The organism is Picosynechococcus sp. NKBG15041c, from assembly GCF_055380235.1.
In genome coordinates this window covers 219,728-233,209 of record NZ_AP040363.1, presented here as the reverse complement: position 1 = coordinate 233,209, position 13,482 = coordinate 219,728, and the positions used below count along the sequence as shown (strand labels likewise).

Genomic DNA, 13,482 nt, shown 5'->3' with positions numbered 1-13,482 from the left:
ATTATTAGTTGGCAGAGGCGGCGCTCTCCTCCTGGAGGAACATTTGGGCGCGGTGGGTCTGGTGGAGTTCATAGGTTACCCCGGTCAGTTGGGTCAACATGTGAACAATGTGATCTGCTTGTAATAAAGTGCCATCATTGCGACAACTGCCGCGATAACGGAGTTTCACTTGGGTGGGACTAATCACTTGCTCAAGGGCGATCGCCGTCAGCATTTCCCGGAGATTGAGCTGCTTTGTCTTGCCAGATTTAGTTTTCTTTTCTAGAAAAATTTCCGGGGTCTGGCGGATGGTTTCCAGCCAGGTTTCCCACTGTTCAGCGGTCACCGGTTCATCGGTAGCTAGATCGATGAGGTATTCTGCTTCCGTGAGCAGCGCCGTTGCTGCCTTGGAGTGGACGGGCACTTCTTCGATGTGGTAGATGGGCATATCCACGGGCAGCTGTTCCGCCAAGCGTTGCCGGAAATCTTCTAAACCCAGAATCTGGCGCAGCTCAAAATCGATAATTTCCCCAGTACTGGTCGCCCCTAAAGTAAGAGCATTGGCGATGGAAATGCGGGGACTGGGGTGAAAACCGTTGGTAAAAGCCACAGGAATCGAAGCACGGCGCACGGCCCGGTCAAAGAGGCGGACTAAATCCAGGTGGCTCACCAAGCGCATGTCCCCCTGTTTGCCAAACCGGACCCGGAGCCGTTGCAGACGCTCTTGATCCTTTTGAAATTGACCCACAAATTCAGGGATTTCGGGCGGTTGGTAAACGATATTGTGACCAAAATCAGTGCTACAAACGCCGCAATGGGAACAGCCATCAAAGGCACAGTCAGGGACGATCGCTGCTTCGAGGGCCCGCTGGAGATCATCTTTCAACCATTGCTTATCAATGCCTGTATTCAGATGATCCCAGGGCAAAGGCGCATCGAGGGGATCACTGTCGGTGGTTTCAAAGACATTCCACTCACCGCTTTCGACTTTGCGATATTTCCAAGTAAGGTCTGATTCGGCGATCGCCTGCTCCCAAGCGCCATAGGCTTTGGCTAAATTTTCCCACCAGGAATCCATCCCCGCCCCCAGCTCCCAGGCGCGGCGGACGACTTTACCCAGTCGGCGATCGCCCCGACCGACAAAGTCCTCCATGGCCGAAATGCGCACATCAGTGTAGTTCACCTTCACACCCCGGATCGGTCGGAAAGCTTCCCGTAACAGCTCCTGTTTGCGTTTAAATTCCGCCGTAGAAACGGAATGCCACTGGAAAGGTGTATGGGGTTTAGGCGTGAAATTAGAAATGGTGATGTTGAAATTCAGGCGACGGTTACTGAGATTGGCACATTCCCGGCGTAGCCACTGCACCGTTTCCGCAATGCCCAGCACATCAAGATCCGTTTCCCCAGGCAGACCAATCATGAAATAAAGCTTGACCTTATCCCAGCCCTCTTTCACCGCCGTTTGGATGCCCCTGAGCAGTTCTTCGTTGGTCAAACCTTTATTAATCACATCCCGCATCCGTTGGGTGCCAGCCTCGGGCGCAAAGGTTAAACCTGATTTACGCGTGCCACCGATAATGTTGGCGATATTTTCATCGAAGCGATCGACCCGCTGGCTGGGTAGCGACAGGGAAATATTTTCGTCCTTGAGGCGATTTTTGATCTCGACCCCCACCGCAGGTAAGGACAAGTAATCGGAGCAACTGAGAGAAAGGAGAGAAAATTCGTTGTAACCCGTCGCCCGCATGCCTTGCTCAATGGCATCGACCACCTTTTCTGGTTCCACATCTGTCGCGGGCCGCGTGAGCATTCCCGGTTGGCAAAACCGACAACCCCGGGTACAACCGCGGCGAATTTCCACCGTCAGGCGATCGTGGATTGTTTCGATGTAGGGGACGAGGCCGATGGAGTAGGCCGGAATCGGTGTGGCAACGCGGCGCAAAATTCGTTTGGGCACTTCCGGGCGGGTTGGATGCACAGAACCATCCGCCACCATTTCATAAAAGCGGGGCACATAAACCCCAGGCACTTGGGCCAGATCTAATAGGGTTGCTTCCTTCGTTAAACCATTAATCTTGGCTTCTTCTAAAACAAAACCCACTTCCGGTAGGAGTTCTTCCCCATCACCCAGAACGATGAAATCAAAAAAATCGGTGTAGGGTTCGGGGTTGGAAGTCGCCGTTTGTCCCCCAGCAAAAATGAAGGGATAATCTCCCGCTTCCCGTTCCTGCCAGGTGAGGGGAATTTGGGCCAGGGAGAGCATTTCGAGAATATTGGTTGCTCCCAGTTCATAGCTCAAACTAAAGCCGAGGATGTCAAACTCTTGGAGCGATCGCCTGGATTCGAGGGCAAACAAGGGCAGATTTTTTTCTTTTAATTTTTCGCTCAGGTCAGCGGCAGGCAGATAGGTGCGATCGCACAATTGGCGGGGTTGGGCATTGATCACGTTGTAGAGCAAGATATGACCCAGATTAGAGGACCCCACTTCATAGACCTCTGGATAAGTCAGTACCCAGCGGATGAGCGCTTCGTCCCAAGGCTTATGAACTGCCCCTAATTCATTACCGAGATAGCGGGCTGGCTTGAAAATATCCGTCGTAATTAGCGCTTCATAATCAGCAGGTTGGGGAAGACAGGGAGCCATTGCCACAGGTGATGAACCTCCAAGGGAGTTAAGGAAAGCAATTCAGTCCCCCATTATACCGGAGAGTTCGTGGGATCTTAGGCTGCCATCAAAGGGGCAATGTCTCCGAAAAATTCACTTTCATCCCCAAAAATTGTGACGAATTGCTCCATACCTGTGACCTCTAGCACCATGCGCACCTGATAATTGCCGCCGAAGCATCCCAAGCGCTTTCCATGGGCCTCTGCTAACTTGGCCCCTTGGCCCAATACCACTGCTACCGCACTGTCAATGAACTCGACTTGATGCAAATCAACCAGGATTTCTGTGGTTTCTCCATCATGAATAGCCCCATGGAGCGATCGCCAAAAATCCTCGAAGTTTTCGGCGGTTAGGGCATGACTTGGGCGCAAAACTACAGTCCGTCGACTCATTTCCATCATGTAGATTCTCCCTAGGGGAACTTCCCCAGTGACTTGATTGTCTCAATCAAAGCTTTTATCGAATAGACGATTGAATCACCCCATAGACCCAGGAAAATCCACAAAGGTTTCATCAGAGTAATCAATAAAAATGATAATAAGGGTAATGATTGAGAATAGGTAGAGATGATAACTTATCCTGAACTGGTTTGTGTTTTACTTAAAAGATTTTTTATTCCTTTGAAAATGTATGATTTTTTACATTTCTCCTTAAAAGAGAGCCCCAAAGTTTAAAAAATATTTAAGAACAGGGAAGAGTTACGTAAATTTTCTTAGAAATGCAAAAGTTTTCAAGTAGATATTCTATATCTAAGCCATTTCATCGTTTATTCTTGGGCTGAAATAAGCGACAATAAAAGCACACTTATATTGTGGTGAAATTCATTTCTTTTGAGGGAAGTTGATTGCCATTATGAATACGCCATTTGTGATCCGTCGTTTAGTAGAAAAAGCCCTTTTCATTAAACAAATGACCCCCGAAATTGAACAGGGCATCAACTCTGAATTAACCCGACTAGGCCATGTTTCTGCCGAGGACTATGAAGCCCTAGAACTGCTGATGGCAGAGATGGATGCTGGACGAATCCAGCTAGTGCCTAGCCGTTGCCTGTCATAGATTTTGTCTAAATTTAAGCCTTTGGTGCAGAAGGGCAAAGATGGGCGATCGCACAATCACCACAGCGGGGCTTCCGGGCGTTACAAACCGCGCGCCCATGGTAAATCAGACGAATGGACCAGTTTTCCCATTCCGGTTGGGGGATTAGCTTCATCAAATCCCGTTCGATTTGCACTGGATTGTCAGATTTTGTCAGGCGCAGTCGGTTACTCAAGCGTTTCACATGGGTATCCACCGTCACCCCCGCACAAATTCCAAAGGCATGGGCGAGAACAACATTAGCGGTTTTCCGGGCTACCCCAGGTAACGTGAGCAGCTCCTCCATGGTTTGGGGCACTTCCCCTTGGAAAACCGCCATAATGCGTTGGCAAGCTCCCTGGATATTTTTCGCTTTGTTGCGATAGAACCCCGTTGACCGCACCAGTTGTTCAATTTCTTCGAGGTCTCCCCCCGCGAAGGCCGCCGCATCAGGGAATCGGGCAAACAGTGCAGGTGTCACTTTATTGACGCGCTCGTCAGTACATTGGGCTGAAAGGATCGTCGCCACCATCAGTTGCACTGGCGTTTCATAGTCCAAGCTACAGGTGGCATCGGGATAGAGTTCATAGAGTTTTTCAAGAACGGCTAAGGCTCGCTTTTTCTTGCTGCGGGGATATTGAATTGCCATGGAGACTATTTTTCCTGTGGCTTCACGGTAAACTAATCAAGATTCATTATTGACCTGATTTCGTTTCCCATGGCAACCTACCTCATTGAAGTTGGTACAGAAGAACTCCCTGCTGATTTTGTCGCGGCGGCGATCGCCCAATTGCAGACCCGCGTCACAGAAAGCTTGGCGGAGCATTTTCTCGCCCCGGACGAAATCAAAGTCTATGGTACCCCTCGTCGTCTGGCGGTTTTAATTGCAGGGTTGCCAGACCAGCAAGGCGATCGCGAAGAAGAAATTAAAGGCCCCCCCGCCTCTGCAGCATTTAAAGATGGTCAGCCCACCAAGGCCGCCGAAGGTTTTGCTAGAAAACAAGGGGTTGAGCTGTCGGCTTTGGAAGTGCGCCCCACAGAAAAGGGTGATTTTGTGTTTGTGCAGAAGAAAACCCTCGGTCGGCCGACGCCAGAAATTTTACAAGAGTTGGCTTTGGGCTGGTTTACGGCCCTCGAAGGCAGACGCTTTATGCGCTGGGCTGATGGTGATCTGCGCTTTCCCCGGCCGATCCGTTGGTTAGTTTCCCTCTGGAATGAAACTGTTTTGCCCCTGGAACTGGTGAATGGCTCCGGTAGGTTAGAAGCGGGTCGTATTTCTCGTGGACACCGGATTTTATCTCAAGGGGATGTGACCTTAAATAGTGCCACTGATTATGTAGCTACCTTGCAACAAGCCTTTGTGGAAGTAGATCCCCAGGTGAGGGAAGAAAAAATTGTTGCTGGAGTAAAAGCGGCGGCGGCAGAGATTGGTGGCGAAGCCGAGATGCCGACTGATCTCCTTGCTGAGGTGGTGAATTTGGTGGAATATCCTACGGCAGTGGTCGGGGACATTGAAACGGAATTTTTAGAGCTCCCTCCAGAAGTAATTACAACGGTGATGGTCACCCATCAACGCTACTTTGCGGTGCGCGATCGCCAAGATAAAACCAAACTATTGCCGAAATTTATCACCATCTCCAATGGTGACCCCCAGAAGTCAGCGATTATCGCCGCTGGGAATGGCCGGGTGATCCGAGCGCGGCTAGCAGATGGTCAGTTTTTCTACCGGGCCGATTGTGATGATCATTTAGAAACCTATCTGCCCCAACTGGAAGCCGTCACCTTCCAGGAGGAATTAGGGACGATGCGCCACAAGGTGGATCGGATTATGGAAATGTCCCAGCAGATCGCCGAACAGCTTGGGGTTTCTGACGAAGATAAAGAAATTATTGCCAGCACAGCGATGCTCTGTAAGGCGGATTTGGTGACGCAGATGGTCTATGAATTCCCGGAATTACAGGGGATCATGGGTCAAAAATATGCCCTGGTCAGTGGGGAAGCGCCCGCCGTTGCTGAGGGGATTTTTGAACATTATCTGCCCCGCAACGCCGATGACATGCTGCCCCAAACCCTCGCTGGCCAAGTGGTGGGCATGGGCGATCGCCTGGATACATTGGTGAGTATTTTTGGCCTGGGGATGATCCCGACGGGGTCTTCGGATCCCTTTGCCCTCAGACGGGCGGCCAATGCGATCGTCACCGTGGCTTGGGAGGCGGGCCTCGAGATTAACCTCGCGGAACTGCTGGCCCAGGGCGCGAAGGATTTTGTCACGGCCCACCCCGATAAACCCTCTCCCCTGGCAGCGTTGCAAAGCTTCTTTATTCAGCGGATCCAAACCCTGCTCCAGGAAAAAGGCATTGACTATGACCTGGTAAATGCAGTCCTAGGAAGCGACGATGCAGAATACACCGAACGGGCCTTAACGGATCTCCTCGATGTGGGCGATCGCGCGGCCTTTTTACAGAGCATCCGTGACGATGGACAACTGGAAAAAATCTATCCCACCGTCAATCGTTCTGCAAAATTGGCGATGAAAGGCGCCCTTAGCACAGCCATTCTCGATCCGACTGGGGTAATTAACGCCGATAAATTCGAACAAAATTCTGAGCGGGATCTCTATGCGGGTTTAGTCGACCTTGTCCCCACCACCGAAGTGGCCCGCACAGAACGAGATTACCAAAAGCTTATTGATGGCTTAGCAGCCCTAGCGCCCACGGTGGAACGGTTTTTCGATGGAGAAGATAGCGTCCTCGTCATGGCAGAAGACCCAGCCGTGCAGGAAAATCGCCTCAATCTTTTGGGCCTCCTACGGAACCACGCCCGGGTCCTCGCAGATTTTGGGGCGATCGTGAAGCAATAAATTCCTTAGCCATGGGACTGAATCTAAAACAGGGAGGGTGCATCCTTCCCAGGGATATTGTCGCCAAAAGTTGGGCTCTACTCTCCCATAAGCCACAGTTCGGGAACCCGTACATTAGCAGTAGTTGTCTGTTTTTAAATCTCTCCGTTAAATTAGCACTCAGAGATTGAGAGTGCTAAACTTCAATCCAACTAACTTTAGTCGTTTATTGATCTGGAGAAATTATCCATGGCCGCAATTAGCATCAATGTTTCTACCCTCAAGCCCCTTGGCGATCGCGTTTTCGTAAAGGTCAGCGAATCTGAAGAAAAAACTGCTGGTGGCATCCTCCTGCCCGATAGCGCGAAAGAAAAGCCCCAAATCGGTGAAGTTGTTGCCGTTGGTGAAGGCAAGCGCAACGATGATGGTAGCCGCTCTGCCATTGATGTCAAAGTTGGTGATAAAGTTCTCTACTCCAAGTACGCTGGTACTGATATCAAACTCAGTGGCGATGACTATGTGCTCCTCTCTGAGAAAGATATCCTCGCAACCGTTGCGTAAGTATTTTTAGGTTCGACCTAAACCGTCGTTTCAGATCTTTTCTATTTTTTCCTCATAAAACGTTCAACCTAGAAATTCAATCATTATGGCTAAATCTATTATTTACAACGAAGATGCCCGCCGCGCCCTCGAAAAAGGCATTGACCTCCTCGCTGAAGCCGTTGCAGTCACCCTCGGCCCCAAAGGTCGTAACGTTGTCCTCGAAAAGAAATTCGGCGCGCCCCAAATCGTGAACGATGGTGTCACGATCGCCAAGGAAATCGAACTCGAAGATCACATCGAAAACACTGGTGTTGCTTTGATTCGTCAAGCGGCGTCTAAAACCAATGATGTAGCTGGTGATGGCACAACCACCGCAACTGTTTTGGCCCATGCGATGGTCAAAGAAGGCCTGCGTAACGTTGCTGCTGGCGCTAACCCGATCGCCATCAAACGTGGGATCGACAAAGCGACTGAATTCCTTGTGGGTCGCATCAAAGAAGTGTCTCGTCCCGTTGAATCTTCCACGGCGATCGCCCAAGTGGGTGCCATCTCTGCCGGGAATGACAAAGAAGTGGGTGACATGATTGCCCAAGCCATGGATAAAGTCGGCAAAGAGGGCGTCATCTCCCTCGAAGAAGGCAAGTCCATGGAAACCGAACTCGAAATCACCGAAGGGATGCGTTTCGACAAAGGTTACACCTCCCCCTACTTCGTCACCGACACTGAGCGCATGGAAGCGGTTCTGGAAGATCCCTTCATCCTCATCACCGACAAGAAAATCACCCTCGTTCAAGACCTCGTTCCCGTCCTCGAACAGGTTGCTCGCCAAGGTAAGCCCCTCGTCATCATCGCCGAAGACATCGAGAAAGAAGCCCTTGCTACCCTCGTGGTTAACCGTCTCCGTGGCGTTCTCAACGTTGCTGCGGTAAAAGCACCCGGTTTTGGCGATCGCCGTAAGCAAATGCTCGAAGACATTGCCGTCCTCACTGGCGGTCAATTGATCACCGAAGACGCAGGCCTTAAGCTCGAAAACACCAGCGTTGACATGCTCGGTAAAGCTCGCCGCATCACTATCACCAAGGACAACACCACCATCGTCGCCGATGGCAATGAAGTTGCTGTGAAATCCCGCTGTGAGCAAATCCGCCGTCAAATCGAAGAATCTGATTCTTCCTATGACAAGGAAAAGCTCCAAGAGCGTTTAGCCAAGCTCTCTGGTGGTGTTGCTGTAATCAAAGTCGGTGCTGCAACCGAAACTGAGATGAAGGATCGCAAGCTCCGTCTTGAAGATGCCATCAACGCCACTAAGGCAGCTGTGGAAGAAGGGATCGTTCCTGGTGGTGGCACAACCCTCGCACACCTCGCTCCTGAACTCGAAACTTGGGCGAACAACACCCTTTCTGCGGAACAACTCACTGGTGCATTGATCGTTGCCCGCGCCTTAACTGCGCCCCTGAAGCGCATTGCTGAGAACGCTGGTCAAAACGGCGCCGTGATTGCTGAGCGCGTAAAGGAAAAAGACTTCAACATCGGCTTCAACGCTGCAACTAACGAATTCGTTGACATGCTCGAAGCTGGGATTGTTGACCCCGCAAAAGTGACTCGTTCTGCAACTCAGAATGCGGCTTCTATCGCTGGCATGGTACTCACCACTGAGTGCATCGTCGTTGACAAGCCCGAAAAAGACAAAGCGGCAGCGGCTCCCGGTGGCGGTGACTTCGACTACTAAAGCTTAACTTCAAAATCTACAAAACTAAATTAATTTAAGTTTTATCCCTTTGAATATATTTCAGAGGGATTTTTTGTAAGATATTGCTTATTATAAAATTCATAAAAGCAGGTGACTTTGCTCAAATAAGTTTGATTTTTTTAAACATTAATGAGCAACGAGTCAGATATTATTCATGGATCAAATTTTGCGGCAAAAACACATCATCAGTATTCGAACTATATTCACTCGTTTTGTCAACAACAAAAAACGCTTATTTGTTTTAATGAATATTGTTAATCGACTGGAAAACTTTCAAGCAAAAGATCAGCGGAGTTCAAATATTATTAATCAAGAGCTTGTAAATAGGAAAGTCCAAGATATTACCCAATCACAAATTGATGAAATCACTCGTGTTTCAATTGTTTTTTTTCACGCGATTTTTGAAGATGTAATACGTGAATTTGTAAGTTTCAAGCTTTCTCAAGATCCCGTCAAGGCTCTAAATATTATTTATCCAAGTAAGATCTCATTATCTGATTTAATGAATTATCGCAATGAGAAAATAGATTTTTTTTGTAGAAAAATAATTTGTGAAAATTTAGGAATAAAAGAAGATTTAGAGAGTTTAGATTGTCAATCATTAATCAATCAGTCCATAAAAAAATATTTGGCTGGGCAAAGTATTAATTCGGTAAAAAATTTAATAACAATATTAAGCAAGGTTGACATACCAGTTGATAGCTTACCGAAACAATGTTTCCCTATACTCTCTGAAATGATGGAAAGACGACATAAAATTGTACATCGGGCCGATCTGGCAAGTGAATCATCTCAAAAACCAACAAAAATCTCAATTGAAACAGTTGATGAATGGATAGACACATCTTTAAGTATTATTGATCATTTATTTATGGATGAGCTTGGCAAACTAGGTTTTATAAAAGGAGGAAAAATATATACGGACAAAGATATAATGCTATGAGTTTTATTTGCCATTAAGTATTTTTTATGTTTGACTAATTTATATAATTATGAATTGGCAAAATTATATTCATTCAAACCCTAATATTTTAGTCGGCAAACTTGTAATTAAAGAAACTAGAATTTCTATTGAATTCCTTTTGAATCTTTTTGCGAATGGATGGTCTGAAGCTGAGATATTAGAAAACTATCCGTCTCTAACATCAGAATCAATTCGCGCAGTCTTTTCTTTTACTGCTGAGTGCATGAGAGACGAATTCCTCTATATGGCTATTCCTTTATCAGAAGCAAGTTGATGAAGTTTTTAGCCAACGAAAATTTTCCTTTAGCGAGTGTGTAGTTACTGCGAAAACGAAATATTGATATTGTTGCAATTGTAGAAGACTCATCAGGAATTTCTGACGCGGAAGTTTTGTCTAATGCAGTGGGTGAGCAGCGAATTATCCTGACTTTTGATCGAGATTATGGAGAGCTTATTTATCGTTTAGGTTTACATCCACCTGCTGGTGTGATTTATTTTCGCTACACTCCCCAGTCACCTTTAGAGCCCGGCCAACACCTTCTGCAATTATTACAAAATCCAAGCTTTATGTTTGCGGGGCGTTTTACAGTGCTTGAGCGTGAACAACTACGACAGCGTCTCCTTCGAGAATAAAATTTGAGGCGATACCATTTTATTTCTACGTGCCACTAATGAATTCGTCGATAAGCTCACAGCAGGTATTGCGCTGCCCCAGTAACTCGTTCTGCAATCCAGAAGGTAAATTCAGAGGATTTTTTTTGATATTAGTAACCGTTGCTATAGTTAGGGTAAATCATGCAGGGATTGTGAGCTATGGATGTGGAACAGGAAAGAAATTGAGTGATTATCTATTAGAAATAGAAATAATTCACTGAGCTTTTGTTAAGGAGGACATAACTACTTCTAAAGTCCTGTACGACAATTCGCAAGATTTAGCCAAATTATAACATTCCGAAAATAGGCGAAAAAAAATCCCCTCTCCAAGCAATTTCTGGAGAGAGGAAATGAGATTTAGTTAACGTTTAAAATTAACGACCGAGTTTTTGCTCAAGGGCGGCGATCGCCAACTTCGTTTTCAGTAAAGAATCAGGGTTCAAACTGATCGAATCAATGCCCAATTCAACGAGGAATTCAGCAAATTCAGGATAATCAGAGGGAGCCTGACCACAAATACCGATCTTGCGATTATATTTTTTCGCCCCTTCGATCGCCATCTGTACCATGCGTTTTACCCCTTCATTCCGTTCATCGAAAATATGGGCAACGAGGGCAGAATCCCGATCCAAACCTAATGTTAATTGTGTTAAATCATTAGAACCAATCGAGAAACCATCAAATACTTCGCTGTATTCATCTACAAGAATGACGTTGGAAGGTAATTCACACATCACGTAAACTTGCAGACCATTTTCTCCACGGCGGAGGTCATGTTTTGCCATTTCAGCTAATACACGACGACCTTCTTCCGGAGTACGACAGAATGGAACCATCGGAATAATATTCGTCAAGCCCATGTCATTTCTCGCAATCTTGAAGGCTTTACATTCCAAACCAAACGCATCCGAATAATTGGGATCGTAGTAGCGAGAAGCACCACGCCAGCCAATCATCGGGTTTTCTTCTGTCGGCTCAAATTGACGACCACCGAGCAAGTTGGCATACTCGTTTGATTTGAAATCAGACATTCTGACCACAACAGGATTCGGATAGAAAGCAGCGGCAATCATGGCGATCCCACTCGCTAATTTACCCACGAAGAAATCGGCTTTGTTTTCATAGAGATGGGTCAATTCACCGATCTCTTTTTTCACCAATAAATCTTCAAGTTCGTTGTAGTGAATGAGGGCTTTCGGGTGGGCTTTAATGTGGTTGGCAATGATGAATTCAAGGCGAGCTAAACCCACACCATCGGACGGAAATTGAGACAACGAAAAAGCCTGTTCTGGATCACCGACGTTCATTAAGATTTTCGTCTTCGTCGTTGGGATATCATCTAATGAAGTTTCTTCAACCTCGAATTTGAGTAGACCTTCGTAGATCTTGCCGTCTTCCCCTTCGCAACAGGAGACCGTCACCTCTTGACCCGATTTGATTAGGGTGGTGGCATCTCCACAACCGACCACTGCGGGAATCCCCATCTCACGGGCAATAATCGCGGCGTGACAGGTGCGTCCTCCTTGGTCAGTGACGATCGCCGACGCTTTTTTCATAATCGGTTCCCAATCAGGATCGGTACGGCGAGTAACCAGCACTTGACCGGGTTTAAAGAGTTTGATTTCGTTGACATCAAGGATCACATTAGCTTCCCCTTGACCGACCATTTCCCCAACGCTCCGACCGTGGGCGATCGCCTTCCCTGTTTCTTGGAGTTTGTAGCTGCGGATCACGTTGCCGGATTTTTGCGATTGCACCGTTTCGGGACGGGCTTGAACAATGAAGAGTTGACCCGTTTGACCATCCTTCGCCCATTCAATATCCATCGGTGTGTATTGCCCACGGACGGCGGAATAGTGTTCCTCAATGGTGGTCGCCCAGCGCGCAAGGGTCAGCACATCCTCATCGCTCATGCAGAATTTGTTTTGTAATTCTTCAGGCACAGGGACGTTTTCGGTTAATTTCGCGCCGCCAGCGTAGATCATTTTGATCTTTTTACTGCCCAAACGACGTTCGAGAATGGGTTTGTAACCATCTTTTAAAGTGGGTTTAAACACCACAAATTCATCGGGGTTCACCGCCCCTTGGACGACATTTTCACCCAAGCCATAGGCTCCGGTAATGAACGCTGCATCCTTAAAGCCGCTTTCGGTGTCGATGGAGAACATCACCCCAGAGGTCGCAAGGTCAGAGCGCACCATTTTTTGGACACCGACGGACAGTGCTACTTCAAAGTGATCAAAGCCGTTGTGTTGACGGTAGGCGATCGCCCGATCCGTGAAGAGGGACGCAAAACATTTATGACAAGCCTCTAAAACGCCCTTAACCCCGTGGACATTGAGGTAAGTTTCCTGTTGACCCGCAAAACTCGCTTCCGGTAAATCCTCCGCCGTCGCACTCGAGCGCACCGCTACATCGACATTCTTTTCCCCCGCTTCACAGAGTTCCCGTTCCTTCCCTTCAAAACGATTGCACAGATCTCCACCCACGCTATACCGTTCACACATTTTTGTATAAGCCGTGGCGATCGCCGCATTCAGATCCTCAGGAAAAGGCGTATTTAAAATTAAAGCCCGCGCCTGCCGACCCCGGGCCTGAAGATTCGCCACGTCATCTGTATCCAAATCCGCAAATAAAGCCCTTAATTGATCCTCCAAACCTGCCGACTTAATAAAGTAACGATAGGCATAGGCCGTAGTCGCAAAGCCCCCCGGCACATTAACCCCCTGTGGCTGGAGCTGTTGGATCATTTCACCGAGGGAAGAGTTTTTCCCCCCCACTAAACCAACATCCTTAGAACCGACTTCCTCAAACCACAAAACTAACGCCTTGGTGCGCAAATCGGTGGTGGCCGCGTCATCAAAAGTGCTGACCATAATTGAGAAGCTCCTTAGGTAGTTCTGATCTCATACACTTTAGATCCTAGGAGAAATGAAATAGTCTTTTTACAGGAATGAAATATATCCTTACCTTTCAGTAAATGATTATCAAGAAAAACAAGGTCAATGTTGTCT

11 protein-coding genes are annotated in these 13,482 nt (G+C 47.6%); 7 read left to right on the top strand and 4 right to left on the bottom strand.

Annotated elements, in window-relative coordinates:
- Nucleotides 1-4 precede the first annotated feature (4 nt).
- Complete coding sequence (locus ACZ45B_RS01125) at nt 5-2,623, bottom strand: TIGR03960 family B12-binding radical SAM protein (protein ID WP_029681724.1); 2,619 nt, start codon at nt 2,621-2,623, stop codon at nt 5-7.
- Between the two features lie 77 nt (nt 2,624-2,700).
- Nucleotides 2,701-3,045 (bottom strand): STAS domain-containing protein, encoded by a 345-nt coding sequence (locus ACZ45B_RS01120; protein ID WP_024545339.1) that lies wholly within the window; start codon nt 3,043-3,045, stop codon nt 2,701-2,703.
- A gap of 451 nt (nt 3,046-3,496) precedes the next feature.
- Between ACZ45B_RS01120 and ACZ45B_RS01115 the strand changes: the two genes are divergently transcribed.
- Nucleotides 3,497-3,700 (top strand): hypothetical protein, encoded by a 204-nt coding sequence (locus ACZ45B_RS01115; protein ID WP_024545340.1) that lies wholly within the window; start codon nt 3,497-3,499, stop codon nt 3,698-3,700.
- Between the two features lie 13 nt (nt 3,701-3,713).
- Here the strand turns inward: ACZ45B_RS01115 and nth are convergent, their stop codons facing one another.
- Entirely contained in the window at nt 3,714-4,367 is a 654-nt protein-coding gene (gene nth, locus ACZ45B_RS01110; RefSeq protein WP_024545341.1) for an endonuclease III, read from the bottom strand.
- Between the two features lie 69 nt (nt 4,368-4,436).
- Between nth and glyS the strand changes: the two genes are divergently transcribed.
- From glyS to ACZ45B_RS01080, 6 genes are all read left to right on the top strand, one after another.
- A complete protein-coding gene (gene glyS / locus ACZ45B_RS01105) occupies nt 4,437-6,578 on the top strand; it encodes a glycine--tRNA ligase subunit beta (protein ID WP_024545342.1) in 2,142 nt (713 codons plus the stop codon).
- 228 nt (nt 6,579-6,806) lie between these two features.
- Entirely contained in the window at nt 6,807-7,118 is a 312-nt protein-coding gene (groES, locus tag ACZ45B_RS01100) for a co-chaperone GroES (RefSeq protein WP_024545343.1), read from the top strand.
- A gap of 85 nt (nt 7,119-7,203) precedes the next feature.
- A complete protein-coding gene (groL, locus tag ACZ45B_RS01095) occupies nt 7,204-8,829 on the top strand; it encodes a chaperonin GroEL (protein ID WP_024545344.1) in 1,626 nt (541 codons plus the stop codon).
- A gap of 175 nt (nt 8,830-9,004) precedes the next feature.
- On the top strand, nt 9,005-9,793 hold the full coding sequence (locus ACZ45B_RS01090; protein WP_024545345.1) for a HEPN domain-containing protein: 789 nt from the start codon (nt 9,005-9,007) through the stop codon (nt 9,791-9,793).
- Nucleotides 9,794-9,842: 49 nt separating this feature from the next.
- Nucleotides 9,843-10,088, top strand: coding sequence for a DUF433 domain-containing protein (locus ACZ45B_RS01085; protein WP_024545346.1), 246 nt, complete (start codon nt 9,843-9,845; stop codon nt 10,086-10,088).
- A 47-nt stretch (nt 10,089-10,135) separates the two neighbouring features.
- Entirely contained in the window at nt 10,136-10,447 is a 312-nt protein-coding gene (locus ACZ45B_RS01080; protein WP_201766576.1) for a DUF5615 family PIN-like protein, read from the top strand.
- 395 nt (nt 10,448-10,842) lie between these two features.
- Here ACZ45B_RS01080 and ppsA read toward each other — a convergent pair whose 3' ends face one another.
- Entirely contained in the window at nt 10,843-13,344 is a 2,502-nt protein-coding gene (gene ppsA, locus ACZ45B_RS01075; protein WP_024545347.1) for a phosphoenolpyruvate synthase, read from the bottom strand.
- Nucleotides 13,345-13,482: the final 138 nt, after the last annotated feature.